The organism is Streptomyces sp. NPDC058650 (assembly GCF_042717315.1).
In the GTDB taxonomy this organism is placed as follows: Bacteria; Actinomycetota; Actinomycetes; order Streptomycetales; family Streptomycetaceae; genus Streptomyces.
This window is the reverse complement of the sequence record NZ_JBHXRL010000024.1, coordinates 117,500-141,174: the sequence shown is the minus strand read 5'-3', so window position 1 is coordinate 141,174 and position 23,675 is coordinate 117,500. Positions and strand designations below refer to the sequence as shown.

General features: G+C 70.2%; 28 protein-coding genes, 1 tRNA gene and 2 riboswitches. Of the genes, 7 read left to right on the top strand and 22 right to left on the bottom strand.

Annotated elements, in window-relative coordinates; all coding sequences use genetic code 11:
• The first annotated feature begins 209 nt into the window (after positions 1 to 209).
• Positions 210 to 512: a hypothetical protein gene (locus ACFWWU_RS32025; RefSeq protein ID WP_384150831.1), complete on the top strand. Its 303-nt coding sequence runs from the start codon at positions 210 to 212 to the stop codon at positions 510 to 512.
• 91 nt (positions 513 to 603) lie between these two features.
• Here the strand turns inward: ACFWWU_RS32025 and ACFWWU_RS32020 are convergent, their stop codons facing one another.
• The 4 genes from ACFWWU_RS32020 to ACFWWU_RS32005 all read right to left on the bottom strand — a co-directional run bounded on the left by ACFWWU_RS32020 (position 604) and on the right by ACFWWU_RS32005 (position 4,678).
• Positions 604 to 1,872: a DUF445 domain-containing protein gene (locus tag ACFWWU_RS32020; RefSeq protein ID WP_384150829.1), complete on the bottom strand. Its 1,269-nt coding sequence runs from the start codon at positions 1,870 to 1,872 to the stop codon at positions 604 to 606.
• 21 nt (positions 1,873 to 1,893) lie between these two features.
• Positions 1,894 to 2,883, bottom strand: a complete 990-nt coding sequence (locus ACFWWU_RS32015; protein ID WP_384150827.1) for an ATP-binding cassette domain-containing protein — start codon at positions 2,881 to 2,883, stop codon at positions 1,894 to 1,896.
• A gap of 9 nt (positions 2,884 to 2,892) precedes the next feature.
• Positions 2,893 to 3,669: an ABC transporter permease gene (locus ACFWWU_RS32010; RefSeq protein WP_384150842.1), complete on the bottom strand. Its 777-nt coding sequence runs from the start codon at positions 3,667 to 3,669 to the stop codon at positions 2,893 to 2,895.
• A gap of 205 nt (positions 3,670 to 3,874) precedes the next feature.
• Positions 3,875 to 4,678, bottom strand: a complete 804-nt coding sequence (locus ACFWWU_RS32005) for an ABC transporter permease (RefSeq protein WP_384150839.1) — start codon at positions 4,676 to 4,678, stop codon at positions 3,875 to 3,877.
• 164 nt (positions 4,679 to 4,842) lie between these two features.
• Between ACFWWU_RS32005 and ACFWWU_RS32000 the strand changes: the two genes are divergently transcribed.
• Positions 4,843 to 7,026, top strand: a complete 2,184-nt coding sequence (locus ACFWWU_RS32000; RefSeq protein WP_384150825.1) for a transglycosylase domain-containing protein — start codon at positions 4,843 to 4,845, stop codon at positions 7,024 to 7,026.
• On the opposite strand, the gene ACFWWU_RS31995 is transcribed toward ACFWWU_RS32000, so the two are convergent.
• From ACFWWU_RS31995 to ACFWWU_RS31985, 3 genes are all read right to left on the bottom strand, one after another.
• Positions 7,020 to 7,340: a multidrug efflux SMR transporter gene (locus ACFWWU_RS31995; protein WP_329623237.1), complete on the bottom strand. Its 321-nt coding sequence runs from the start codon at positions 7,338 to 7,340 to the stop codon at positions 7,020 to 7,022. The genes ACFWWU_RS32000 and ACFWWU_RS31995 overlap by 7 nt on opposite strands.
• A 30-nt stretch (positions 7,341 to 7,370) precedes the next feature.
• Positions 7,371 to 7,440, bottom strand: a riboswitch (guanidine-III (ykkC-III) riboswitch).
• 48 nt (positions 7,441 to 7,488) lie between these two features.
• Positions 7,489 to 7,827, bottom strand: coding sequence for a co-chaperone GroES (locus ACFWWU_RS31990; RefSeq protein ID WP_317595701.1), 339 nt, complete (start codon positions 7,825 to 7,827; stop codon positions 7,489 to 7,491).
• Between the two features lie 46 nt (positions 7,828 to 7,873).
• Positions 7,874 to 8,191 (bottom strand): DUF3618 domain-containing protein, encoded by a 318-nt coding sequence (locus ACFWWU_RS31985; RefSeq protein ID WP_384150822.1) that lies wholly within the window; start codon positions 8,189 to 8,191, stop codon positions 7,874 to 7,876.
• Between the two features lie 137 nt (positions 8,192 to 8,328).
• On the opposite strand from ACFWWU_RS31985, the gene bcp reads away from it, so the two are divergent.
• On the top strand, positions 8,329 to 8,796 hold the full coding sequence (gene bcp, locus ACFWWU_RS31980; protein ID WP_384150820.1) for a thioredoxin-dependent thiol peroxidase: 468 nt from the start codon (positions 8,329 to 8,331) through the stop codon (positions 8,794 to 8,796).
• A 130-nt stretch (positions 8,797 to 8,926) separates the two neighbouring features.
• A tRNA-Leu gene (locus ACFWWU_RS31975) sits at positions 8,927 to 9,011 on the top strand.
• A 55-nt stretch (positions 9,012 to 9,066) separates the two neighbouring features.
• On the opposite strand, the gene rdgB is transcribed toward ACFWWU_RS31975, so the two are convergent.
• The 4 genes from rdgB to ACFWWU_RS31955 form a co-directional block, all read right to left on the bottom strand.
• A complete protein-coding gene (gene rdgB / locus ACFWWU_RS31970; RefSeq protein WP_384150818.1) occupies positions 9,067 to 9,669 on the bottom strand; it encodes an RdgB/HAM1 family non-canonical purine NTP pyrophosphatase in 603 nt (200 codons plus the stop codon).
• A gap of 31 nt (positions 9,670 to 9,700) precedes the next feature.
• Positions 9,701 to 10,081 (bottom strand): hypothetical protein, encoded by a 381-nt coding sequence (locus ACFWWU_RS31965; RefSeq protein WP_384150815.1) that lies wholly within the window; start codon positions 10,079 to 10,081, stop codon positions 9,701 to 9,703.
• A gap of 83 nt (positions 10,082 to 10,164) precedes the next feature.
• The gene (gene rph, locus ACFWWU_RS31960; protein ID WP_384150813.1) at positions 10,165 to 10,896 is read right to left on the bottom strand and encodes a ribonuclease PH; all 732 of its coding nucleotides are present in this window, start codon (positions 10,894 to 10,896) and stop codon (positions 10,165 to 10,167) included.
• Between the two features lie 128 nt (positions 10,897 to 11,024).
• A complete protein-coding gene (locus ACFWWU_RS31955) occupies positions 11,025 to 11,297 on the bottom strand; it encodes a glucose PTS transporter subunit EIIB (RefSeq protein ID WP_384150836.1) in 273 nt (90 codons plus the stop codon).
• A gap of 198 nt (positions 11,298 to 11,495) precedes the next feature.
• Between ACFWWU_RS31955 and ACFWWU_RS31950 the strand changes: the two genes are divergently transcribed.
• Together ACFWWU_RS31950 and ACFWWU_RS31945 are read left to right on the top strand one after the other, a co-directional pair.
• Complete coding sequence (locus ACFWWU_RS31950; RefSeq protein ID WP_384150810.1) at positions 11,496 to 12,797, top strand: PTS transporter subunit EIIC; 1,302 nt, start codon at positions 11,496 to 11,498, stop codon at positions 12,795 to 12,797.
• Between the two features lie 287 nt (positions 12,798 to 13,084).
• Positions 13,085 to 14,350 carry a PTS transporter subunit EIIC gene (locus ACFWWU_RS31945; RefSeq protein WP_384150808.1) on the top strand — a complete coding sequence of 422 codons (1,266 nt, stop codon included), beginning with the start codon at positions 13,085 to 13,087 and terminating at the stop codon, positions 14,348 to 14,350.
• 71 nt (positions 14,351 to 14,421) lie between these two features.
• On the opposite strand, the gene ACFWWU_RS31940 is transcribed toward ACFWWU_RS31945, so the two are convergent.
• The gene (locus ACFWWU_RS31940) at positions 14,422 to 15,174 is read right to left on the bottom strand and encodes an MBL fold metallo-hydrolase (RefSeq protein WP_384150806.1); all 753 of its coding nucleotides are present in this window, start codon (positions 15,172 to 15,174) and stop codon (positions 14,422 to 14,424) included.
• A gap of 204 nt (positions 15,175 to 15,378) precedes the next feature.
• Here ACFWWU_RS31940 and ACFWWU_RS31935 point away from each other — a divergent pair, with 204 nt between their 5' ends.
• Positions 15,379 to 15,873, top strand: a complete 495-nt coding sequence (locus ACFWWU_RS31935; protein ID WP_384150803.1) for a type II toxin-antitoxin system PemK/MazF family toxin — start codon at positions 15,379 to 15,381, stop codon at positions 15,871 to 15,873.
• 16 nt (positions 15,874 to 15,889) lie between these two features.
• Here ACFWWU_RS31935 and ACFWWU_RS31930 read toward each other — a convergent pair whose 3' ends face one another.
• The 10 genes from ACFWWU_RS31930 to clpS form a co-directional block, all read right to left on the bottom strand.
• Positions 15,890 to 16,840 (bottom strand): PLP-dependent cysteine synthase family protein, encoded by a 951-nt coding sequence (locus ACFWWU_RS31930; RefSeq protein ID WP_024756378.1) that lies wholly within the window; start codon positions 16,838 to 16,840, stop codon positions 15,890 to 15,892.
• A gap of 5 nt (positions 16,841 to 16,845) precedes the next feature.
• On the bottom strand, positions 16,846 to 17,124 hold the full coding sequence (locus ACFWWU_RS31925; protein WP_267043849.1) for a MoaD/ThiS family protein: 279 nt from the start codon (positions 17,122 to 17,124) through the stop codon (positions 16,846 to 16,848).
• Between the two features lie 99 nt (positions 17,125 to 17,223).
• Positions 17,224 to 17,340 carry a putative leader peptide gene (locus ACFWWU_RS31920; protein WP_329623224.1) on the bottom strand — a complete coding sequence of 39 codons (117 nt, stop codon included), beginning with the start codon at positions 17,338 to 17,340 and terminating at the stop codon, positions 17,224 to 17,226.
• Between the two features lie 44 nt (positions 17,341 to 17,384).
• Positions 17,385 to 18,170, bottom strand: coding sequence for an ABC transporter ATP-binding protein (locus ACFWWU_RS31915; protein ID WP_384150798.1), 786 nt, complete (start codon positions 18,168 to 18,170; stop codon positions 17,385 to 17,387).
• 16 nt (positions 18,171 to 18,186) lie between these two features.
• Positions 18,187 to 19,260, bottom strand: coding sequence for a FecCD family ABC transporter permease (locus ACFWWU_RS31910; protein ID WP_384150795.1), 1,074 nt, complete (start codon positions 19,258 to 19,260; stop codon positions 18,187 to 18,189).
• Positions 19,257 to 20,228: an ABC transporter substrate-binding protein gene (locus tag ACFWWU_RS31905; RefSeq protein ID WP_384150792.1), complete on the bottom strand. Its 972-nt coding sequence runs from the start codon at positions 20,226 to 20,228 to the stop codon at positions 19,257 to 19,259. The genes ACFWWU_RS31910 and ACFWWU_RS31905 overlap by 4 nt, the downstream gene beginning before the upstream one ends.
• A 59-nt stretch (positions 20,229 to 20,287) precedes the next feature.
• A riboswitch (cobalamin riboswitch) is annotated at positions 20,288 to 20,361 on the bottom strand.
• Positions 20,362 to 20,438: 77 nt separating this feature from the next.
• Complete coding sequence (locus ACFWWU_RS31900) at positions 20,439 to 20,861, bottom strand: Mov34/MPN/PAD-1 family protein (protein WP_384150789.1); 423 nt, start codon at positions 20,859 to 20,861, stop codon at positions 20,439 to 20,441.
• Between the two features lie 76 nt (positions 20,862 to 20,937).
• On the bottom strand, positions 20,938 to 22,365 hold the full coding sequence (locus ACFWWU_RS31895; RefSeq protein ID WP_384150786.1) for an amino acid permease: 1,428 nt from the start codon (positions 22,363 to 22,365) through the stop codon (positions 20,938 to 20,940).
• A gap of 342 nt (positions 22,366 to 22,707) precedes the next feature.
• Entirely contained in the window at positions 22,708 to 23,289 is a 582-nt protein-coding gene (locus ACFWWU_RS31890) for a DUF2017 domain-containing protein (RefSeq protein ID WP_384150783.1), read from the bottom strand.
• Positions 23,289 to 23,594: an ATP-dependent Clp protease adapter ClpS gene (clpS, locus tag ACFWWU_RS31885; protein WP_024756388.1), complete on the bottom strand. Its 306-nt coding sequence runs from the start codon at positions 23,592 to 23,594 to the stop codon at positions 23,289 to 23,291. Before clpS ends, ACFWWU_RS31890 begins: the two co-directional genes overlap by 1 nt.
• Positions 23,595 to 23,675: the final 81 nt, after the last annotated feature.

Genomic DNA, 23,675 nt, shown 5'->3' with positions numbered 1-23,675 from the left:
CGAGAGGTCTTTCGCTCCTGGAGCCGCCGGGTCAAGGGTGGCCGCAGGCCATCGCGCAGCGACGCCGAAGGCGCCCTTGACGCGGCGGCGGAAGGCGCGACTCTCGGAAAGAGGGCGGCCGCACCAGAAGCAGACCTGTCCCCCAGCCCCGCGCGCCCCTTCGTTAGGCTCGTATACGCCGATACCTCACCGACCGAAGGGCCCCCGCCATGCCCCGTATCCCCTCCCCCGCCATAGCCGCCGTCGGGCTCGTCGGTGGTTATGCCGTGGCGCGTTGGACCAAGAAGCGGCCGCTCGGTGGGGTCGTGCTCGCCGGGGCCGGGGCTCTTGCCGCGCGGGAGTGGCAGCAGGCGGGTGGAGCCAAGGTGGCCGCCGGGCTCGGCGCCGTCTACGTTGCCGCCTTCGCCGGGTCCCATCCGCTCGCGAAGAAGATCGGCGCCTGGCCCGCCGTGTTCTCCGTCGCCGGGGGCATGGCCGCCGCCTCCTGGGCCGTCACCCGCGAGAAGGGCTGACCGTCCCGCGCCGGCGCCCGTGAGAAGGGCTGACGCGCCCCCGCGCCGGCGCCCGTGAAAAGGGCTGACACCTCAAGGCGGCCTTGCGCCCTCAGCCGCCCAGTGCGTGGCTGAAGGTGTAGATCAAGAGGCCCGCCAGGGCGCCGACCACCGTGCCGTTGATGCGGATGAACTGGAGGTCGCGGCCGATGTTGGCCTCGATCTTCTTCGAGGTCTGGGTGGCGTCCCAGCCGGCGACCGTGTCCGTGATCAGGGACGTGATCTCGTGCCGGTACGTCGTCACCACGTACGCCGCCGCGTCCTCCGCCCAGCCCTCGACCTTCGCCTGGAGGCGGGCGTCCGTCGCCAGGCGGTTGCCCAGGGACATCAGCGAGGCGCGGGCGCGCAGGCGGAGTTGGCTGCGGTCGTCCTCGGCCGCCGCGATGATGAGGGTACGGATCGAGGACCAGGCCGAGGCGATGATGTCCTGGATCTCCGGGCGGGCCAGGAGGTCCGCCTTCAGGCGTTCCACGCGGGCCCGCGTGTCCGTGTCCGCCTGGAGGTCGGCCGCGAAGTCCGTGAGGAAGCGGTCGATCGCGCCGCGCGCCGGGTGGGCCGGCATGTCCCGCATCTCCGTCACGAAGCGCAGCAGCTCCTTGTAGACGCGTTCGCCGACGCGCTTGTCGACGAAACGGGGGGTCCAGCCGGGTGCGCCGCCCTGCACCGCGTCCATGACCGAGTCGCCGTGCGTCACCAGCCAGTCGTGTGCGCGGGTGCAGACCAGGTCGACCGCCCGGTGGTGCGCCCCGTCCACGACGATCTTCTCCAGGGTCTTGCCCAGGCCCGGGGCGATCTCCGCAGACTCCGCTCGGCGCGTGATCGCCTCGCCCACGACCGCCTGCACGTCCGAGTCACGGAGGACCGTCAGCGCGCCGCGCAGCGCCGTCGACGCCTCAGCCGTGACCCGGTCCGCGTGCGCCGGGTCCGCCAGCCACGTCCCCAGTCGCCGGCCGATGCCGAAGGCCTGGAGTCTGCCCCGTACGACGTCCGCGGAGAGGAAGTTCTCGCCTACGAACGAGCCCAGCGAGGCGCCCAGCTGGTCCTTCTTCGTCGGGATGATCGCCGTGTGCGGGATCGGCAGTCCCAGCGGGCGGCGGAAGAGCGCCGTCACCGCGAACCAGTCCGCCAGCGCGCCGACCATGCCCGCCTCCGCCGCCGCGGCCACGTATCCCGCCCAGGGTCCCGCCCCCGAGCTCCGCGCCCAGGTCGCGAGACCGTAGATCACGGCAACCGCCACCAGCAGCGACGTCGCCAGCGTTTTCATCCGCCGGACGCCTCTGCTCTTCTCCTCGTCAGCCGCCGTGTACGAGAAACTCACCAATGGACTCGACCTCCTACATCCCTACATCAGGGACTCCCGGCGCTCCTCGCGAGTTCCCCCGTACATCTTCGCGATCACCGCCTCGATGTCCGGCTCCCGCACCGAGAGGTCGACCAGGGGGTACGCGGCGGCCACCGCCGAGACCAGCGGGGCCGCCGAGGCGGAGGCGGGGAAGGCCAGCCACTGGCGGGGGCCTTCCCTCCGTACGAAGCGCGCCCCCGGCACCTCGATCGGGGGCAGCTCCCGCTCCAGGTCCACCACCAGGAGCCGCTCACTCTCGCCGACCGCGTGCAGCCCGGCCAGTTCCCCGTCGTACATCAGCTTCCCGTGGTCGATCACCATCACCCGCGAGCACAGCTGCTCGATGTCGGTCAGATCGTGCGTCGTCAACAACACCGTGGTGCCCTGAGCGGTGTTCAGCTCTCGCAGGAACTCCCTCACCCTCGCCTTCGACACCACGTCCAGGCCGATCGTCGGCTCGTCCAGATACAGCACCTCCGGGTCGTGGAGCAGGGCAGCCGCGATGTCGCCGCGCATCCGCTGACCGAGGGAGAGCTGCCGTACCGGTACGTCGAGCAGCTCGCCCAGCTCCAGCAGCTCCACGCAACGGTCGAGGTTCTCGCGGAAGCGGGCGTCGGGGATCCGGTACATGCGGTGCATCAGCCGGTACGAGTCCTTCAGCGGCAGGTCCCACCACAGGGTGGTGCGCTGGCCGAAGACCACCCCTATCCGCTGCGCCAGCCGGGTCCGCTCCCGCGCCGGGTCGATGCCCGCGACCCGCAGCCGCCCCCCGCTGGGGGTCAGGATGCCGGTCAGCATCTTGATCGTGGTCGACTTCCCCGCCCCGTTCGGGCCGATGTAGCCGACCATCTCCCCGCGCTCGACGCCGAAGCTGATGCCGTCGACCGCCCGGACCTCGCGTTTCGACCGACGCAGCAGACCCTCCTTGCGGCGGACCGTGAAGGTCTTCTCCAGGGAGTCGAGTTCGATGAACGGCTTGACCTCGGACATGTGCGAGCCTCAGCTTCCTGTCGATCGGTACGAACGGATCCCCGCCCGCCACGCGAGCCCCGCCACCCCGCAGCAGACCGCCGCCACCAGCGGCGACGCGAACACCAGCCAGTCCGGCACGCCCGCCGGGGCCGGCCGGCCGAGGACGTACAGCGCGGGCAGCCAGTTCACGAACGCCAGCGGCACGACGTACACGACCCCCCGCACCAGCTCCTGCGCGAAGATCGTCGGCGGGTACTGGAGCAGCGTGTTCCCGCCGTACGTGAACGAGCTCGTGACCTCGGCCGCGTCCTGCACCCAGAACAGGACGGACGCGCCCAACACCATCACCGCCGCGAAGATCACCGCCCCGCAGACCAGCATCACGGGCAGGAGCAGCACCTTCACCGGCGTCCACGCCACGTCCAACAGGACCAGCGCCCAGACGAGGACCAGCAGGCCCTGCGCGACCCTGCCGAACCGGCGCAGCGCGAACTTGTCCGCCGCGACCTGCGCGAGCAGCGGCGCCGGGCGCATCAGGAACGTGTCCAGCGAGCCGTCCCTCACCCGCTTCCCCATCCGCTGGAGCGAGCCCATCGTCAGATCCGCGAGCCCGAAGGACGTGCCCGTCGTCCCGTACAGCAGCGCGACCTCCGCGAAGGAGAAGCCGCCCAGGCCCTTCACCTGACCGAACATCAGCAGGATGACGACGAAGTCGAAGAAGGTGACGCAGAAGCTGGTGGCCAGGGTCAGGGCGAAGGAGGAGCGGTACGTCATCGTCGACCGGATCCACATCCCGGCGACCATCCGGTACGTACGCCAGGACTCCGACACCGGCCCGCGCCGGTACGTACGCCAGGACTCCGACACCGGCCCGCCCGTGCCCCGGGACTCCGACACCGGCCCGCGCCGGGACGTGCGCCACGACTCCGACACCGGCCCGCCCGTGCCCCGCGAATCCGACACCGCCCCGTCCGCGCGCCGGGCCCCCTCACCCGTACGGAGTACGTCGTCAGCCACCCTGCACCACCACCTTCCGCGTCGCCGCCGCCTGCGCCGCACGGCCCGCCCCGAACAGCACCACCGCCCAGCACCCCTGGAAGGCGTACGCCCCCGCCAGCTCCCACCCGCCCTCGTACTTCCCCAGGTACACGTCGGCCGGCACCTGGAGCATCGACGCCCACGGCAGCACCCGCGCCAGCTCGCCCAGCGCGCCCGGGAAGACGTTCAGCGGGAGCAACATCCCCGAGAAGAACAGGCCGCCCAGCCAGGCCACCTGCACCACGCCCTGGCCGTCGAGCAGCCAGAACGCGCTCATCGCCACGAGGTACCAGATCGCGAAACTGACGGTCGCGCCGAGCGCCACCGCCACCAGGAACGCGAGCCACGTCCCGGGGCCCGGCGGCAGCGTGAAGTCGAAGACGAGCGCGCCGACCGCCATCGGGACGACCCCGCGGCCGAGCAGCTGGTAGGCCGACCGGCCGAGGTTCGCGGAGAACCACCAGGCCTGGAGGTCGGCGGGACGGTAGAGGTCGACCGCGATGTCCCCGGTCCTGATCCGCTCGATCAGCTCCTCCTCGAAGCCGCCGCCCATCAGCCCGCAGACGGTGATCAGCGCCTGTCCGATCCACACATAGGCGAGGGCGTCGTCCATGGAGTAGCCGCCGAGCTGCGGCCGTTCGTCCCAGAGGGCGATGTACGTGTACGACAGGATGAAGCCGAAGACGGTGTTGGTGAACACCCCCGCCGCCGTCGCCACCCGGTAGGTGGCATGGCGCCGGAAGCCACCCGCGGCCACCGTCGCGTACAGCCGCAGCATGCCTCTCCTCCTCGGAAACCTATGCAATGCGCCGAAAATCGCCGAAGCGCACGACCCTAGCGAGGCACGGCTCCCCATCGCGAGCGGATTTCGCGCCGCCTTGGCGTCACTTTCGGGTCGTGTTGCGGACTTTGGGCACTTTCCGGGCAATATGAGGTGCCATGCCCCCTTCCTCCGGTACGAGCGACACCCCCCGGTCATCCCGTCCGGGCTGGGAGCCGAGGGACCCCACCCTCTCCGCTCCGCCACCTCCCGCACGACAGCGCCCCCCGCGCGCCCGACGCCTCCGACGCGTCCTGCGGACCCTGTTCGGCCTCGCCCTGCTCGGCGCGCTGCTCCTCGCCGGAGCCTTCGCCGCCGGCTACCTCCTGGTGGACATCCCGCCCGCCAACGCCGCCGCCGTCGCCCAGTCCAACGTCTACCTCTATCGCGACGGCAGCCCCATCGCCCGCGACGGCGAGGTCAACCGCGAGAACGTCCGGCTCGACCAGGTCCCCCTGGGCGTCCGCCGGGCCGTCCTCGCCGCCGAGGACCGCGACTTCCACACCTCGCGCGCCGTCGACCCCAAGGCCATGGTCCGCGCCGCCTGGAACACCGTCACCGGCAAGGGCCGCCAGTCCGGCTCCACCATCACCCAGCAGTACGTCAAGAACTACTACCTCGGTCAGGAACAGACCCTCACCCGCAAGGCCAAGGAGTTCTTCATCGCGATCAAACTGGGCCGCGAGAAGACCGCGGACGAGATCCTCCAGGGCTACCTGAACACCAGCTACTTCGGCCGGAACGCCTACGGGATCCAGGCCGCCGCCCGCGCCTACTACGGCAAGGACGTCGAACAGCTCGACACCGCCGAAGGCGCGTACCTCGCCTCCCTCCTCAAGGCCCCCAGCGCCTACGACGTCACCACCCACCCCGAGAACCGGGACAAGGCCGTCGCCCGCTGGAACTACGTCCTGGACGGCATGGTCACCGAGGGCTGGCTCGGCCGCGCCGAACGCGCCGCCGCACGCTTCCCCCTCCCCCAGACCGCCCGCCCCGCCACCGGCCTCTCCGGACAGCGCGGCTACCTCGTCCAGGCCGTCGAGGAGTACCTGACCGGCCGCGGCGTCATCGACGAGAAGACCCTCGCCGGCGGCGGCTTCCGCATCACCACCACACTGGAGCGGACCAAGCAGGAGACGCTCGCCCAGGCCGTCGAGGACCGGGTCATCTCCCTGCTCGACCCAGCCCGCGACCCCGCCGACCGCTACGTACGCGTCGGGGCGGCGGCCGTCGACCCGGCGACCGGCAAGGTCCTCGCGATGTACGGCGGCATCGACTACACCCAGCAGTACGTCAACAACGCCACGCGCCGCGACTACCAGGTCGGCTCCACCTTCAAGCCCTTCGTCTTCACGGCGGCCGTGCAGAGCGGGGCGCAGACCCAGCACGGACTGCCGATCACCCCGTACACGCTGTACGACGGGACGAACCGGCGCCCGGTCGAGGGCTGGAACGGCAGCCCCTACGACCCCGCCAACGAGGACGACGCCAGCTACGGCGAGATCGCCGTCGGCGAGGCCACCGACCTGTCGGTGAACGCCGTGTACGCCCAGATGGCCGTGGACGTCGGCCCCGCCCACGTACGGCGGACCGCCATCGCCCTCGGCCTGCCCGGCTCCACCCCCGACCTCACCGCCTCCCCGTCCATCGCCCTCGGCCCGGCCACCGCCAGCGTCCTCGACATGGCCTCGGCGTACGCGACGCTCGCCGCGCACGGCCGGCACGGCACCTACACCCTCGTCGAGGCCGTCACGAAGGGCGGCGAGACGGTGGACCTGCCGTCCCGCCCGGCCCGGCAGGCGGTCAGCCGGGAGGCCGCCGACACGACCACGGCGATCCTGCGGAGCGTCGTCGAGACGGGTACGGGCACGGCGGCGCAGGCCGCCGGGCGGCCGGCGGCGGGCAAGACGGGCACGGCGGAGGACGACAAGGCCGCCTGGTTCGCGGGCTACACCCCGGAACTCGCGACGGTCGTCGCCCTGATGGGCCAGGACCCCGAGTCGGGACGCCAGGAGCCGCTGTACGGGGCGCTCGGACTGCCCCGGATCAACGGCGGCGGTGCGCCGGCCGAGATCTGGGCCCAGTTCACCCGGGAGGCGCTGGCGGGAACTGCACCGCGCGACTTCGACCTCCGGCTGATGCCGGGGGCGGAGGAGCTGCCCCCGGTGCCGCCGATGCCGGACGGCCCGGAGGACTCCTCGGGGCCGGACGGCGAGGAGGAGTCGTACCTGACGGGCGAGGCGGGACCGGGGGCCGCGGTCTCCCGCAGCCCCCTACCGCCCCGTAACAGCCCACGTCAGTGACCGGAGGTCGCCTTCAGACCCACCACGGCGACCAGGAGCAGACAGACGAAGAAGATCCGGGCGGCGGTCGCCGGCTCACCGAGCACCACCATGCCGAGCACCGCCGCACCGGCCGCGCCGATACCCACCCACACGCCGTACGCCGTACCGATGGGCAGCGTCTTGGCGGCGTGCGAGAGCAACAGCATGGAGGCGACGATCCCGGCGCCGGTGAACACGCTGGGCCAGAGCCGCGTGAAGCCGTCGGTGTACTTCATACCGATCGACCAGCCGACTTCGAGCAGACCAGCGATGACGAGAAGAACCCAGGCCATGACGACACCTCCGCGAGACGGAACAACAGGAGTGCGTCGTCTTGTCGTCATCCCGGTACGGCGCGTCTCGTCGGGTGTCCCCAGGCTAGCAAGGAACAGGCAAAGGCCCCGGTGACAGTCGTCACCAGGGCCTCGGGAGCTCGTGCGTCTACAGGTACAGCCCGGTCGAGTCCGTCGCGCCCTGGAAACGGTCCGCGGCCACCGCGTGCAGATCGCGCTCCCGCATCAGTACGTACGCGGTGCCCCGCACCTCGACCTCGGCGCGGTCCTCGGGGTCGTACAGCACCCGGTCGCCGATCTCGACGGTCCGGACGTTCTGACCGACCGCGACGACCTCGGCCCAGGACAGGCGACGGCCGACGGCGGCGGTCGCCGGGATCAGGATGCCGCCCCCGGAGCGCCGCTCCCCCTCAGGGGAGTCGGTGCGGACCAGGACCCGGTCGTGGAGCATCCGGATGGGCAGCTTGTCGTGCGTGTTCTCGCTCACGGTCCGAACCTACCTGGCCGGGCGTGTCGCCCGCGGCCGGGAGGGGTCATCCCTTGCTTCTGCGGGACGCGGCGATCAGCCCCACCACCGCGACGGCCACGAGCGCCGCCGGGACGACCCGCTCCAGGCGGGGGGCGCCGTCCTCGTGGGTGAATCGGGCCTTCACGTCCGAGACGACCCGGTTGACGGCGACGAAGGCACGGCCGGCGGTCTGGTCGACCGTCGAGGCGACCCTGGCCTTGGCGTCCCCGATGATCGTCTTCGGGTGCACCCGAATGCCGATCTCGTCGAGAGTGACGGCGAGCTGCTCGCGCCGACGGACGATGTCCGCCTCGATCTGCACAGGGGTCCTGGCGTCCGACACCGCGCTGCCTCCGTAGTCGTGTATCCGGTCGTTGACGGACAGTCTGTCAGCTTCACCGCCGATGAGCCGCGCCCGACCCCCTTTAGCCGACCGCCATTAGGCTCTGAGGGCGTACGCGAACACCCCCGAGGAGAGCCATGAGCGAGCGACTGCAGCCCGGCGACACCGCCCCCGCCTTCACCCTTCCCGACGCGGACGGCAACGAGGTCTCCCTCGCGGACCACAAGGGCCGCAAAGTCATCGTCTACTTCTACCCGGCGGCCCTCACCCCCGGCTGCACGAAGCAGGCCTGCGACTTCACCGACAACCTGGACCTGCTGACGGGCGCGGGCTACGACGTCATCGGCGTCTCCCCCGACAAGCCGGAGAAGCTGGCGAAGTTCCGCGAGAAGGAGAACCTGAAGGTCACGCTGGTCGGCGACCCGGAGAAGACGACCCTGGAGGAGTACGGCGCCTTCGGCGAGAAGAAGCTGTACGGCAAGACGGTGACGGGCGTGATCCGCTCGACGATCGTCGTCGACGAGCAGGGCAACGTCGAGCACGCCTTCTACAACGTGAAGGCGACGGGCCACGTAGCCAAGATCATCAGGGACCTGGGCATCTGAGCCCACCCCCCTGCCCGGAACGGCCCGCATCCCCGAAAGGAACCGGTGCGGGCCGACATTCGGCTACTGGCAACTGGTGCGGGCGCAGCCCGTCACCGAAGTCCCGCCCGGTACGATGACAGGCGGCTGAGCGGCGGTGGCGCAATGGCTGACGCAGCAGACTTAGGATCTGTGGCCCTTGATCGGGCTTGAGGGTTCGAATCCCTTCCGCCGCACAGAAACGGCCTGCGAATCGAAGGATCGATGCGCAGGCCGTTCGCATGCGAGCGCTCAGCCCAGCAGCTCCCGGACCACCGGTACCAGCGCGCGGAACGCCTTGCCTCGGTGGCTGATCGCGTTCTTCTCCGCCGGGGTCAGCTGCGCGCAGGTCACTTCGTAACCCTCCGGCTGGAGGATCGGGTCGTAGCCGAAGCCGTTCGTGCCGACCGGGGCGTGGCGGAGGGTGCCCCGCATCTGGCCCTCGACCACGCGTTCCGTGCCGTCCGGGAGGGCCAGGGCCGCCGCGCAGGCGAAGTGGGCCCCTCGGTGCTCCGCCGCGATGTCGGACAGTTGGGCGAGCAGCAGGTCCAGGTTCGCGCGGTCGTTGCCGTGGGTGCCGGACCAACGGGCCGAGAAGATGCCGGGGGCGCCGTTCAGGACGTCGACGCAGAGGCCCGAGTCGTCGGCTACCGCCGGGAGGCCGGTGGCCTGGGCCAGGGCGTGGGCCTTGAGGAGCGCGTTCTCGGCGAAGGTGACGCCGGTTTCCTTGACGTCGGGCACGTCGGGGTACGCGTCCGCGCCGACGAGTTCGAGGTCGAGGCCCGCGTCGGCGAGGATCGCGTGGAGTTCGGTGATCTTGCCCGCGTTGCGGGTGGCGAGGATCAGACGGGTCATGCCCTCGATTATCCGGGGTCGGCGCGAGCGTTTAGCCCGGCGTGCAGACCTTCGCCACTTCGGCGGCTCCGTCGGTGATCGGCTGGATGTCCGGGGTCGTGTCGCCGTTCTTCACCGCCGTACGGACGGACTCGACGCCCTTCGTGAGGTCGTCCACCGCCTTCGCGAGGTCGGCGTTGTCCGTGGTGCCCTTGAGGTTGCCGAGCTCGGTGGAGATCGAGTTCAGGGACTCCTCGATCTGTGTCGGGTCGTTCGAGGCGTTGGAGACGGCCTGTTCGAGCTTGCCGACGGACGTGGCTATCGCGTCGGCGGTCTTGACGCAGTCCATGGCGGTGTCGAGGGCTCCGCAGCCGCTCAGGACGGTGGTGAGTGCGGCGGCCGTGGCCACGGCGAGTGCGAGTCGACGCTTCAAGGCATCCCCTTATATACGAACAGACGGACGGGCGGGCGCACGGAGCTTATCCGTGTGCCCGCCCGTCATGACGCAGTCAGGTGTCAGAGGGTTCCTTCGAGCGCCTTGCGCTGGATCTCGGCGAGTTCGGCGCAGCCGCCGGAGGCGAGGTCGAGGAGGGCGTTGAGCTCCTTGCGGTCGAAGGGCTCGGCCTCGGCGGTGCCCTGGACCTCGACGAAGCGGCCGTCGCCGGTGCAGACGACGTTCATGTCGGTGTCGGCGCGGACGTCCTCCTCGTAGCAGAGGTCGAGGAGAGGGACGCCGTCGACGATGCCGACGGAGACGGCGCCGACGGTGCCGACGAGGGGCTTGCGGCCGGCCTTGACGAGCTTCTTGCCCTGGGCCCAGGCGACGGCGTCGGCGAGGGCGACGTACGCGCCGGTGATGGCGGCGGTGCGGGTGCCGCCGTCGGCCTGGAGGACGTCGCAGTCGAGGACGATGGTGTTCTCGCCGAGGGCCTTGTAGTCGATGACGGCGCGGAGCGAACGGCCGATGAGGCGGGAGATCTCGTGCGTGCGGCCGCCGATCTTGCCGCGGACGGACTCGCGGTCGCCGCGGGTGTTGGTGGCCCGGGGCAGCATCGAGTACTCGCCGGTGACCCAGCCTTCGCCGCTGCCCTTGCGCCAGCGCGGGACGCCTTCGGTGACGGAGGCGGTGCAGAAGACCTTGGTGTCACCGAAGGAGATGAGGACGGAGCCCTCGGCGTGCTTGCTCCATCCGCGTTCGATGGTGACGGGGCGGAGCTGTTCGGGGGTACGGCCGTCGATACGAGACATGGGTCGAGGGTAGCGGGACATGCGGGAGTGCCTGTTCTCCCGTGACGGAGGGCCCGTCCATGACGAAGGGCCCGTTCCCCTGCCGGAACGGGCCCCTGTCGGTGCGAGTCGGTCGCTCGCACCAGGTCTCACATCAGGTCTTCGATCTCCGCGGCGATCGGGTCCGCGTCGGTGCCGATGACGACCTGGATGGCGGTGCCCATCTTCACGACGCCGTGGGCGCCGGCGGCCTTGAGCGCGGCTTCGTCGACGAGCGCGGGGTTGACGACCTCGGTGCGCAGCCGGGTGATGCAGCCCTCGACCTCTTCGATGTTGTCGATGCCGCCGAGCCCGGCGACGATCTTCTCAGCCTTGGTGGCCATGTAATTCTCCCTGTCCGTTCCGTTCGCGCGAGCGCGAATCTCGGCGCACCTGCGGTCCGCTTTGTCACGGTAACCCACGGTTGGCCCAACTTCGCGAGCGAGTGCCGCCGTTCTGCCGAATGATGACGATCACCGGCGGCCTGTCCTCAGCGGGCTCCGGGGAGCCTATCGCAACTGGTCTACACCAGTGTGCAACGAGACGCGGACCCGGCTTGTTCCGGGGCAGGGAGGACGCCGATGAGTACGGACAGCGCCGCGGCCGCGCCGAGGAAGAAGTCCCTGGGGAACGCGCTGTTCCAGGGCCTGCAGAAGATGGGCCGCAGCCTGCAGCTCCCCATCGCCGTCCTGCCGGCCGCGGGCATCATCAACCGGCTGGGGCAGCCGGACGTCTTCGGTGCGGACGGTCTCGGGTGGGACAACGTCGCCAAGGTGATGGCGGGCGCGGGCGGGGCGCTCCTCGACGGCAGCCTCGGTCTGCCGCTGTTGTTCTGCATCGGTGTCGCGATCGGCATGGCGAAGAAGGCGGACGGTTCGACCGCGCTCGCGGCCGTCGTCGGCTTCCTCGTCTACTACACGGTGCTGCGTCAGTTCCCGAAGGACTGCCCGGCCGGCACGCAGGACATCAGCGGCGGCTGCCTCGCCGTCGACGACTCCTTCGCGGGCTACACGTACCAGAACCCCGGTGTCTTCGGCGGCATCGTCATGGGTCTGCTCACCGCGTACCTGTGGCAGCGGTACCACCGGACGAAGCTGGTCGACTGGCTGGGCTTCTTCAACGGCCGCCGCCTGGTCCCGATCATCATGACGTTCGTGGCGATCGCGTTCGCCGCGCTCTGTCTGTGGGTCTGGCCGCCGATCGGTGACGGTCTGGAGAGCTTCAGCGACTGGCTGGTCGGACTCGGCGCGTGGGGTTCGGGCATCTTCGGTCTGGCGAACCGGGCGCTGCTCGTCATCGGCCTGCACCAGTTCCTGAACGTGCCGATCTGGTTCCAGTTCGGCACGTACGAGAAGCCGGACGGTACGACGGTCCATGGCGACATCCCGATGTTCCTCGCGGGCGACCCGAACGCCGGCCAGTTCCTGACGGGCTTCTTCCCGATCATGATGTTCGCGCTTCCGGCGGCCGCGCTGGCGATCACCCACTGCGCCAAGCCGCACCGGCGCAAGGAGGTCGGCGGCATGATGCTGTCGGTCGCGCTGACCTCGTTCGTCACCGGCATCACCGAGCCGATCGAGTACTCGTTCCTCTTCATCGCCCCGCTGCTCTACGCGATCCACGCCGTGCTCACGGGTGTGTCGATGGCGGTGACGTGGGCGCTCGGCGTGAAGGACGGCTTCAGCTTCTCGGCCGGTCTGATCGACTACGTGATCAACTGGAACCTCGCGACGAAACCGTGGCTGATCATTCCGATCGGTCTCGGCTTCGCGGTCGTGTACTACGCGATCTTCAGGTTCGCGATCACCAAGTTCAACCTCCCGACCCCCGGCCGCGAGCCGGACGAGGTGGAGGAGGAGATGGAGCGGGACAACGTCAAGTGACCCCGCGAGCACCCTTCGAAGCCTGACCGATTCGGGGCTTTCGACCCCCTCGTAAGCCCTGCAGAAGGCCCCTGGACCTGACGGTTCGGGGGCCTTATGTCGTGCATTTCCGGCTATGGCTGAGCACACAAAATTCGCAGGTTCCTTATCTAAGTCTCACGTGCTAAAACTGGTCTACACCACTGATTGGTGTAGACCACGCGGTCCAGACCACCGCGTTCCACGAGACGTCGCCTCCCCCCGTGTTCACTGTCCCTGGCGGCGCCTTGCCTTACTGGAGGAAGTTGATGAGTACGGCCACCGCCCAGGCCGCCGCTCCCGCGAAGAAGCGCGGATCCGGCCTGTTCCAGGGCCTGCAGAAGGTCGGTCGCAGCCTGCAGCTGCCGATCGCCGTTCTGCCGGCCGCGGGTATCTTGCTCCGTCTCGGCCAGCCCGACGTCTTCGGCGCCGAAGGCCTCGGCTGGGACAAGGTCGCCTCTGTCTTCGCCACCGCAGGCGGCGCGGTCTTCGACAACCTGCCCCTGCTGTTCTGCATCGGCGTCGCCATCGGCTTCGCCAAGAAGGCGGACGGATCCACGGCTCTGGCCGCGCTCGTCGGCTTCCTGGTCTACAGCAACGTGCTGAAGGCCTTCCCCGTCGCCGAGGCCGTCATCAACACGACCGCCAACAAGGGCGTCGACGTCGCCGCGAAGTACAACAACCCGGGTGTCCTCGGCGGCATCCTGATGGGCCTCATCGCGGCCGTCCTGTGGCAGAAGTTCCACCGGACCAAGCTCGTCGACTGGCTCGGCTTCTTCAACGGCCGCCGTCTCGTCCCGATCATCATGGCCTTCGTCGGCACCCTCGTCGGTGTCGTGTTCGGCCTGGTCTGGGAGCCCATCGGCAACGGCATCTCCAGCTTCGGCGAGTGGATGACCGGCCTCGGTGCCGGTGGCGCCGGCCTCTTCGGCCTCATCAACCGCGCGCTGATCCCGGTCGGCATGCACCAGTTCGTGAACACCGTCTCCTGGTTCCAGATCGGCGACTTCACCAACGCGGCCGGCGAGGTCGTCCACGGTGACCTGAACCGCTTCTTCGCCGGTGACCCGAGCGCCGGAATCTTCATGTCCGGCTTCTTCCCGATCATGATGTTCGGCCTCCCGGCCGCCGCGATCGCCATCGCCCACGCCGCTCGCCCCGAGCGCCGCAAGGCCGTGATGGGCATGATGGTCTCCCTCGCGCTGACCTCCTTCGTCACCGGTATCACCGAGCCGATCGAGTTCACCTTCATGTTCATCGCGCCGGTCCTCTACGCGATCCACGCGGTCCTGACCGCCGTCTCGATGGCCGTCACCTGGGCGTTCGGTGTCCACGCGGGCTTCACCTTCTCCGCCGGCGGCATCGACTACCTGCTCAACTGGAACCTCGCGACCAAGCCCTGGCTGATCATCCCGATCGGTCTCGTCTTCGCGGCGATCTACTACGTGGTCTTCCGCTTCGCGATCACCAAGTTCAACCTCCCCACCCCCGGTCGCGAGACCGACGAGGAGCTCGAGGACCTCACCAAGGCGTGATCCTCACCCGTACGAAGGGGAAGGCCCCGGAACCGACAGGTTCCGGGGCCTTCCCCGTACGTACAGAGGCGTCAGATCTCGTAGACCGCGCCCGGCCTCGCCAGCTCCGACGGGCCCGTGTAGACCTCGCGCGCGTCCGCCAGGTTCTGCTCGCCGTCCGTCCACGGCGGGATGTGCGTGAGGACCAGCCGGCCGACACCGGCCCGGGTCGCCTGCGCCCCGGCCTCGCGGCCGTTGAGGTGGAGGGCCGGGATGTCCTCCTTGCCGTGGGTGAAGGAGGCTTCGCAGAGGAAGAGGTCGGTGCCCTCGGCGAGCTTGTGCAGCGCGTCGCAGACCCCGGTGTCGCCGGAGTACGTGAGTGAACGGCCGCCGTGCTCGACGCGGATGCCGTACGCCTCGACCGGGTGGCACACCTTCTCCGTGCGCACGGTGAACGGGCCGATCTCGAAGGCGGCCGACTTCAGCGTGCGGAAGTCGAAGACCTCGCTCATCGAGGTGGGCGAGGGGGTGTCGGCGTACGCCGTGGTCAGCCGCTGCTCGGCGCCCTCCGGTGCGTAGACGGGGATCGCGTCGCAGCGCCCGCCCTCGTGCCGGTAGTAGCGGGCCACGAAGTACCCGCACATGTCGATGCAGTGGTCCGCGTGCAGATGGCTGAGGAAGATCGCGTCGAGGTCGTACAGACCGATGTGTCGTTGCAGCTCGCCGAGGGCGCCGTTGCCCATGTCGAGGAGCAACCGGAAGCCGTCGGCCTCGACGAGGTAGCTCGAACAGGCCGAATCCGCGGACGGGAACGACCCGGAGCAACCGACGACGGTGAGCTTCATGGAGCGTGAACCTCCGTGGACGGGTGCGGAAAGCGCGCTGAGGGAGGGGGGAGGCTGTGCGGTGTGTCGAGCGTAAGGCGCACGCGGGCCCGTCGCTCCTTCGTGGCGGCCCGTTGTGGGCGAACTCACGGGCTCTGTCACCGGTTCGGATGGATGGCGGGGCGCCACGGCGGAGTGGGGCGCGCGCCGGTACCGTCTTGAGGTATGGACACGTCATGGTGGCCCGCGCTGGCCGCGGTCGTGGTGATCGCGCTGGTCGTGGTGGTCGCCGGCGGGCAGAAACGTTCGTCACGGAAGCCCGGCGGCCGACGGCCGGAGGGCCGGCGTCCCTCGGGGCGGACGCCCCGGCCGCCCGGCCGGCCGACCGGGCCGCGGAAGGCTCCGTCGCGGCTGCCGCGGGCGGGTGAGATCTGGTGGGCGGACGTGCCCTTCGAGGACGGGCCCGGTTCGAAGGACCGGCCGTGTCTGGTGCTCGTGCTCCGGGGTGACAGCGCGCTCGTCGCCAAGATCACCAGCAAGTACCACGACGAGCGGCAGGGTGTGATCCCGCTGCCGCCGGGGGCGGTGGGCGACGCTCAGGGGCGGCCGAGCTTCCTGGAGACGGACGAGCTGCGGGACGTGCCCGTGGTGGACTTCCGTCGGAAAGTGGGAACGGCGGACCCGGTCGTATGGGACCAGGTCCGCCATCTGGCGCGTTGAGGGAGCCGCGAGAGGCTCAGGCCCAGAGCTGGCCCTGGACCGTCTCGATCGCCTCTTCCGTCGTCGCGGCCGTGTAGAGGCCGGTCGACAGGTACTTCCAGCCGCCGTCGGCGACGACGAAGGCGATGTCGGCGCTCTCGCCGGCCTTGACCGCCTTGTTGCCGACGCCGATGGCCGCGTGCAGGGCGGCCCCCGTGGAGACGCCCGCGAAGATGCCCTCCTGCTGGAGGAGTTCGCGGGTGCGGGTGACCGCGTCGGCGGAGCCGACGGAGAAGCGGGTGGTGAGGACGGAGGCGTCGTACAGCTCGGGTACGAAGCCCTCGTCGAGGTTGCGCAGGCCGTAGACGAGGTCGTCGTACCGCGGTTCGGCCGCGACGATCTTGACGTCGGGCTTGTGTTCGCGCAGGTAGCGGCCGACGCCCATGAGCGTCCCCGTCGTGCCGAGGCCGGCGACGAAGTGGGTGATCGAGGGGAGGTCGGCGAGGATCTCGGGGCCCGTGGTGGCGTAGTGGGCGCCCGCGTTGTCCGGGTTGCCGTACTGGTACAGCATCACCCAGGACGGGTTCTCGGCGGCGATCTCCTTGGCGACGCGTACGGCCGTGTTCGATCCGCCCGCCGCGGGGGACGAGACGATCTCCGCGCCCCACATGGCGAGCAGCTGGCGCCGCTCCTCGCTGGTGTTCTCGGGCATGACGCAGACGATGCGGTAGCCCTTGAGCTTGGCGGCCATGGCGAGGGAGATGCCGGTGTTGCCGCTGGTCGGCTCCAGGATGGTGCAGCCGGGCGTGAGCCGGCCGTCCTTCTCCGCCTGCTCGATCATGTGGAGCGCGGGGCGGTCCTTGACCGAGCCGGTCGGGTTGCGGTCCTCCAGCTTCGCCCAGATGCGGACGGAGTCCGAGGGCGAGAGCCGGGGGAGGCGGACGAGCGGCGTGTTGCCGACCGCCGCCAGCGAGGAGTCGTAGCGCATGTGGATCAGACCATGCCGCCGGCGACGGCCGGCAGGATCGTGACGCTGTCGCCGTCGGTGAGCTTGGTGTCGATGCCGTCGAGGAAGCGGACGTCCTCGTCGTTCAGGTAGACGTTGACGAAGCGGCGGAGCTTGTCGCCGTCGACGATGCGGGCCTCGATGCCGGTGTGGCGGGACTCCAGGTCGGCGAAGAGGTGGGCGAGGGTCTCGCCGCTGCCCTCGACGGCCTTGGCGCCGTCGGTGTAGGTGCGGAGGATGGTCGGGATGCGGACCTCGATGGCCATGGCGTGGGCTCCTGTCGGAAGTGGCGTGATCGGCGCGTGGCGGGGGCCCCCGCGCGGAGGGGGGTCGTACGGGAGTGCGCTCGATGTCGCGTGGGTCGCTCAGAGCGCGGCGCGGGACGTACACATCGCGCTGGAGAGGCGGCACAGGTCGACGTGCAGGCGTGCCACGAGCAGGGGTGTGCCCGGAGTCTCTTCGCTCACGTCGTGGGAAACCATGGGCACATCGTATCGATTCCCGGTCCGGGTTCCGGAATGTGATCTCACATGGTGGATAGTTTCTGACCGCCTACCGGACTGTGCAGGTAGAGGACGGTCGGGCTGCCGGTCCTCGGGTGCGGGATGACCTGGGCGTCCACCCCGTAGACGGCGGCGAGGAGTGCGGGGGTGAGGACCTCGGCGGGGGTGCCTCCGATGACGACCCGGCCCTCCACCAGGACGTAGAGGCGGTCGCAGTACGCCCCCGCGAGGTTGAGGTCGTGCAGGGCGAGCAGGTTGGTGGTGCCCAGGGTGCGGACGAGGCGCAGGATGTCGAGCTGGTGGCGGATGTCCAGGTGGTTGGTGGGCTCGTCGAGGACGAGGAGGGCCGGCTCCTGGACGAGGGCGCGGGCGACCAGGGCGCGCTGGCGTTCGCCGCCGGAGAGGGTGGGGAACGCGCGGTCGGCTAGCTCGGTGAGGCCGACGCGGGCGAGGGCGGCATCGGCGCTCTCCCGGTCGGCGCCGGTGTCGCCTTCCCAGAACCGTTTGTGCGGGGAGCGGCCGAGGGCGACCAGTTCGCGGACGGTGAGTTCGAACTCGGTGGCGCTGTCCTGCGGGACGGTGGCGACGCGGCGGGCGCGGGCCTTGGGGCCGAGGGCGTGGAGGTCGTCGCCGTCGAGCGTGGCGCGCCCGGCGGTGGGGACGAGCGTCCCGTAGACGCAGCGCAGGAGGGTGGTCTTGCCGCTGCCGTTGGGGCCGATGAGGCCGACGGTCTCGCCGGGGCGGACGGTGAGGTCGGCGGAGCGGAGGCGTTGCCCGTACGAGAGTCCGTGGAGCCGCAGTTCGGTCACGGGAGTGCTCCTTCGGTCACAGGGGTGCTCCTTCGGGGCGTCGGCGCATGAGCCAGAGGAAGAACGGGCCGCCGATGAGCGCGGTGAGGACGCCGACGGGGATGTCCTGGGGCGCCGCGACGGTCCGGGCGGCGAGGTCGGCGAGGACGAGGGCGAGCGCCCCGCCGAGCGCGGCGACGGGGAGGAGGCGGCGGTGCGGGGCGCCGACGGCGAGGCGGGCGGCGTGCGGGGCCATGAGTCCGATGAAGCCGACGGCTCCGCTGGCCGCGACCATGACGGCGGTGACGAGGGAGGCGAGGACGAAGACGGCGGCGCGGAAGCGGGCGGTGTCCAGGCCGAGGACGGTGGCGCCCTCCTCGCCGACGAGGAGCAGGTCGAGCGGGCGGGCGAGGGCGAGGAGGGCGCCGACGCCGAGGGCGAGGACGGCGGCGGGCAGGACGAGGGTGTCCCAGCGGGCGCTGCCGAGGCCGCCGAGGGACCAGTACAGCGCCTCCTGGAACTGTTCGGGCCGGCCGGCGACGACGAGGAGCAGGGTGGCGAGGGCGGAGAGGACGTACGAGACGGCGACGCCGGCGAGGACGAGCCGGGCGCCGGTCATGGTCCCGCCGCGGCGCGCGAGCCCGTAGACGAGGACGAGGGCGAGGAGGGCGCCGGCGAAGGCTCCGCCGGGCAGGGCGAGGGTGGTGGTCATCCCTCCCACGACGCCGAGTCCGCCGCCGAGCACGAGGACGAGGACGGCTCCGGCGGAGGCGCCGGAGGAGATCCCGAGGAGGAAGGGGTCGGCGAGCCGGTTGTTGACGAGGGCCTGGAGGACGGTGCCGACGACGGCGAGCCCGGCGCCGACGACCACGCCGAGCAGGACCCGGGGCAGCCGGACGTCGAGCACGATCGTGCGGTACGGGGACGGGGCCGCCCGTCCGGTCAGGGCGTCGAGGACCTGGCCGGGCGGGATGCGGACGGAGCCGAGGGCGAGGGAGGCGATCCCGGCGACGGCCAGGGCGAGGACGAGTCCGGTGACGACGAGGACGTACCGCGACGTCCCGGAGGTCGGCGCGGCCGGCGCCTTGGCCCTGTCGAGGACCGCGGTCACCGGGCCGGGTGGAGCTGGGCGGCGAGCTTGTCGACGGCGGCGGGGACCCGGACGCCGAGGACGGTGTCGGAGAGGGGCATGACGGCGAACCGGCGGTTCTTCACCGCGGGGACGTCCTGGAGGGCGGGGTCGTCGAGGAGCCGCTTCTTCTTCTGTTCGACGGTGGTGGAGCCGTAGTCGTAGATGACGATGACGTCGGGCTCGCGGTCGACGACCTGTTCCCAGGTGGCGTCGCCGAAGGCCTTGTCGAGGTCGGCGAAGACGTTCCGGCCGCCGGCCCGGGTGATGAGGTCGTTGCCGATGCCCTTGCCGCCCGCCGTGAACGCGGTCTTGTCGCCGCTGTCGTAGACGAAGACGGAGACCGGCGGGGTGCCCTTGAGCCGCTTCTCGGTGGCGGTGACGGTCGCGCGGGCCTCGCGGGTCCAGGTCTCGGCCCGGTCGGGGACGCCGAAGGTCCGGCCGATCTCGCGGACTTCGCGGTAGAGGTCGTCGACCGAGGGCGAACCGGACGGGCAGTACTCGGTGTTGAGGCGGGTGGCGATGCCGGCGCGCTTGAGGTCGTCGCGGCCGCGGCCGTCCTTGGCGTCGAAGGCGGAGGAGTAACCGCCGTACACGAAGTCGGGGTTCGCGGCGAGCAGGGCCTCCTTGGAGGGGTACTCCTTGGCGAGGACCGGGACGGTGTCGTAGGCCTTCTTGTACGCGGGGAGGATCGCGTCGTCGAGGTAGGCGGTGCCGACGAGCGACTTCTCCAGGCCGAGGGCGAGCATCACCTCGGTGACGTGCTGGTTCATGGTGACCACGCGCTTCGGCGGGGCCTGGTAGGTGCTCTTCACGCCGCAGTTGTCGACGGTGTACGGGAATCCGGGTGCGGGCTTCGCCGAAGAGGTCCGCTCCGCGGGGGCCGAGCAGGCGGCGAGGAGCGGGACGAGCGCGAGCGCGGGCAGCAGGGTACGGCGGGGCCGGGTCATGACGGAATGCCTCCTCCGGGGATTTCCACGTCCCCGATCGGTGGTGAGAGGCGGCAGGTCAGTTCCTGGCTCCCGACGCCCGAAGGCGCCGGTCACAGTGGCGGGACCGCACCGGATTCGCACCGGTTTCCTGGGTCCTGCCGCCCGTTGGTCCCGGCCAGTCTCTCACCCGGACGGCGCGTCGCCCCGGCGGTCCCTGGCGAGTCCGGTCTAGTACGCCTCGACGACCTTGACCTCTTCCTCGGTCACGACGCCCTCGACGATGGTGAAGGAGCGGAACTGGAAGGGGCCGGCGCCGTCGGTGTCGGCGGTGGAGACGAGGACGTAGTGGGCCCGCGGCTCGTTCGCGTACGAGATGTCCGTGCGGGACGGGTAGGCCTCGGTGGCGGTGTGCGAGTGGTAGACGATGACGGGCTCCTCGTCCCGGTCGTCCATGTCGCGGTAGAGCTTGAGCAGGTCCGCGGAGTCGAACTCGTAGAAGGTGGGCGAGCGGGCGGCGTTCAGCATGGGGATGAAGCGCTCGGGGCGGCCGCTGCCCTCCGGGCCCGCGACCACGCCGCAGGCCTCGTCGGGGTGGTCCGCGCGGGAGTGTTCCACGATCTGGTCGTACAGGGCCCGGGTGATGGTCAGCATGCCGACAGGATAAGCAGACGGGCCGCCCCGTACCGAGGAGTGGTACGGGACGGCCCGGATGCTGGACAGGTGGGCCTTACGACCGCTTGGCGAAGGCGGCGCCCTCGGGGTTGCGGGCCTTCAGGACCAGGTAGGAGACGCCCAGGATGAGGCCCCAGACCGGCGCACAGTAGAGCGAGACGCGGGCGCCCTCGTCGATGCCCATCATCACGATGACCATGAGGATGAACGCGAGCGCGAACCAGCTGGTGTAGGGGGCTCCCGGGGCCTTGAAGGTGGACTCGGGGAGCTCGCCGCGGTTGGCCTTGGCCCGGTAGCGGATCTGGCAGACGAGGATCATGATCCAGGCCCACATGCCGGAGATGGTGGCGAAGGAGACGACGTACTCGAAGGCCTTGCCGGGGGCGACGTAGTTGATCCAGACGCCGACCAGCATGAGGGAGGCCGAGAAGGTCAGGCCGAGGAGCGGGGTGCCGCTCTTGGTGAGCTTGGTGAAGACCTTCGGGCCCTGGCCGTTGAGCGCGAGGTCGCGCAGCATGCGGCCGGTGGAGTACATGCCCGAGTTGCAGGAGGACAGGGCCGCCGTCAGCACCACGAAGTTGACGATGGCGGCGCCGACGCCGAGGCCCATCTTCTGGAAGGCGGCGACGAACGGGGAGACGCCCGGCTGGAACTCGGTCCACGGGACGACCGACAGGATCATGATCAGCGCGCCGACGTAGAAGACGGCGATGCGCCACGGCACGGTGTTGATGGCCTTGGGCAGGACGGTCTTCGGGTCCTTGGACTCGCCGGCGGTGACGCCGACCAGCTCGACGGCGAGGAAGGCGAACATGACGATCTGCAGGGTCATCAGCGTGTTGCCGATGCCGGTGGGGAAGAAGCCGCCCTGGTCCCACAGGTGGGTGACGGAGGCGGTGTCGCCGGCGTCGGAGAAGCCGATGGTGAGGATGCCGGCGCAGATCAGGATCATGCCGATGATCGCGGTGACCTTGACCATGGAGAACCAGAACTCCAGCTCACCGAAGAGCTTCACGGAGATCAGGTTGGCGCCGTAGAGGATGACGGTGAAGACGAGCGCCGAGATCCACTGCGGGATGTCCCACCAGTACGTCATATAGGTGGCGGCGGCGGTGACTTCGGTGATGCCGGTGACGACCCAGAAGAGCCAGTACGTCCAGCCGGTCACGAACCCCCAGAAGGGTCCGACGAACTCGCGGGCGTACTCCGCGAAGGAGCCCGACACCGGGCGGTACATGAGGAGCTCGCCCAGGGCGCGCATGATGAAGAAGATGACCAGGCCCGCGATGGCGTAGGCGAGGATCAGGCTGGGGCCCGCCTTGGCGATGGCCTTGCCGGCGCCGAGGAAGAGGCCGGTGCCGATGGCGCCGCCGATCGCGATCATCTGGATCTGCCGGGCGCCGAGGCCACGCTGGTAGCCCTCGCCGCCGTCCACGGCCCCGTCGGTGCCGTCGTGCTGCTTGTCGACCTGCACTGAGGTCATGGTGGTGCGCCTTTCTCCATGCTGATCCGCGCGACTGCGAGTGAGTCTGCTGCGGATCAGGTCCTGATCCCCCCGGATGTGGAATGGAGTGCCACCGGCGGTCAGCCGGCCGAAGCGCCCTCGGGAACATGGGTGGCGTCCCCGAGTGGTCGTGAAGATTTATCACGCGGCGGGGGGTGATCGACGGGGGCACGTGTGGCACAGACCACACGAAAAGGCGGACAAAAGGGACTCAATAGAGCAAGGAGGGACGCTCTGATAACGCATTCGTTATCCGGATTTGAGCGTCCGCTGAGCGAACACCGCACACCTTCACGATGGCGCCAGGGGGGCGGGCACCCCCTACGGCATCAGGGTCTCGACGAGGGACTCCTGGAGCGCGCCCAGCCAGAGGTACGCCATCACCATCGGCTTGCGCGGGTCGGAGTCCGGCAGCCGGTACAGCTGCTCGCTCTCCTCGTCCGTGACCTCCAGGCGGGTCCCGATGGTCAGCCGGAGGTCGTTGAGCGCGCCGAGCCAGGCCCGGGCCTCGTCCGGGGTCAGCTTCAGGACGGCCCCGTCCTCGCCCGCCGATTCACCGGCGAGCGAGTCCAGCGCGCGCACGACCACGAGGGCGTCCTCGCGCTTGCGGGCCCGCAGGTCGTTCTCGGTGTAGCGGCGGAAGTCGGCGGCGGACGCCCGCAGGTCCTCGCTCTCGTCCCCGTACGCGTCGGGGAAGAGGCGCCGGAGGGCGGGGTCGGACGGGGGCTCGCTCGGGCCCTCGGCGAAGAGCGCCGCCAGCGGGTCCGCGTCGGCCGCGGGCTCGTCACCGGGGCCGATCAGCTCCATCAGCTGGACGGCGAGGGAGCGGAGGATGGAGATCTCGACGTCGTCGAGCGCGACGGCCGCGCCGCCGCCGGGCAGGCTCTCGAAGCGCCCGGCCATCAGAAGCGGTCCTGGGAGAGGGTCGCCCAGAGGCCGTAGCCGTGCATCGCCTGCACGTCCCGCTCCATCTCCTCGCGGGTGCCGGCGGAGACGACCGCCTTCCCCTTCTCGTGCACGTCGAGCATCAGCTTGTGCGCCTTGCCTTTGGAGTAACCGAAGTACGACTGGAAGACGTACGTCACATAGCTCATCAGGTTGACCGGATCGTTGTGCACGAGGGTCACCCAGGGCACGTCCGGTTCGACGACCGCGGAGACCTCCTCGGCCGATTCCGTACGTTCGATCTCAATAGGCGCGACGCTCACTCACCCCATGCTGCCACCCCGGGGGGCCCATCGCACAAACGGGGCACGCCAGAGGCCACACGAACGCCGTGACGACGCGCA

Bases quoted from the DNA above. Each gene is read 5' to 3' on its own strand.
- ACFWWU_RS32025 (WP_384150831.1), top strand. From the start codon at position 210: ATGCCCCGTATCCCCTCCCCCGCCATAGCCGCCGTCGGGCTCGTCGGT.
- ACFWWU_RS32015 (WP_384150827.1), bottom strand. From the start codon at position 2,883: ATGTCCGAGGTCAAGCCGTTCATCGAACTCGACTCCCTGGAGAAGACC.
- ACFWWU_RS32010 (WP_384150842.1), bottom strand. From the start codon at position 3,669: ATGGTCGCCGGGATGTGGATCCGGTCGACGATGACGTACCGCTCCTCC.
- ACFWWU_RS32000 (WP_384150825.1), top strand. From the start codon at position 4,843: ATGCCCCCTTCCTCCGGTACGAGCGACACCCCCCGGTCATCCCGTCCG.
- ACFWWU_RS31995 (WP_329623237.1), bottom strand. From the start codon at position 7,340: ATGGCCTGGGTTCTTCTCGTCATCGCTGGTCTGCTCGAAGTCGGCTGG.
- bcp (WP_384150820.1), top strand. From the start codon at position 8,329: ATGAGCGAGCGACTGCAGCCCGGCGACACCGCCCCCGCCTTCACCCTT.
- rdgB (WP_384150818.1), bottom strand. From the start codon at position 9,669: ATGACCCGTCTGATCCTCGCCACCCGCAACGCGGGCAAGATCACCGAA.
- rph (WP_384150813.1), bottom strand. From the start codon at position 10,896: ATGTCTCGTATCGACGGCCGTACCCCCGAACAGCTCCGCCCCGTCACC.
- ACFWWU_RS31950 (WP_384150810.1), top strand. From the start codon at position 11,496: ATGAGTACGGACAGCGCCGCGGCCGCGCCGAGGAAGAAGTCCCTGGGG.
- ACFWWU_RS31945 (WP_384150808.1), top strand. From the start codon at position 13,085: ATGAGTACGGCCACCGCCCAGGCCGCCGCTCCCGCGAAGAAGCGCGGA.
- ACFWWU_RS31940 (WP_384150806.1), bottom strand. From the start codon at position 15,174: ATGAAGCTCACCGTCGTCGGTTGCTCCGGGTCGTTCCCGTCCGCGGAT.
- ACFWWU_RS31935 (WP_384150803.1), top strand. From the start codon at position 15,379: ATGGACACGTCATGGTGGCCCGCGCTGGCCGCGGTCGTGGTGATCGCG.
- ACFWWU_RS31930 (WP_024756378.1), bottom strand. From the start codon at position 16,840: ATGCGCTACGACTCCTCGCTGGCGGCGGTCGGCAACACGCCGCTCGTC.
- ACFWWU_RS31925 (WP_267043849.1), bottom strand. From the start codon at position 17,124: ATGGCCATCGAGGTCCGCATCCCGACCATCCTCCGCACCTACACCGAC.
- ACFWWU_RS31920 (WP_329623224.1), bottom strand. From the start codon at position 17,340: ATGGTTTCCCACGACGTGAGCGAAGAGACTCCGGGCACACCCCTGCTC.
- ACFWWU_RS31905 (WP_384150792.1), bottom strand. From the start codon at position 20,228: ATGACCCGGCCCCGCCGTACCCTGCTGCCCGCGCTCGCGCTCGTCCCG.
- ACFWWU_RS31900 (WP_384150789.1), bottom strand. From the start codon at position 20,861: ATGCTGACCATCACCCGGGCCCTGTACGACCAGATCGTGGAACACTCC.
- ACFWWU_RS31895 (WP_384150786.1), bottom strand. From the start codon at position 22,365: ATGACCTCAGTGCAGGTCGACAAGCAGCACGACGGCACCGACGGGGCC.
- ACFWWU_RS31890 (WP_384150783.1), bottom strand. From the start codon at position 23,289: ATGGCCGGGCGCTTCGAGAGCCTGCCCGGCGGCGGCGCGGCCGTCGCG.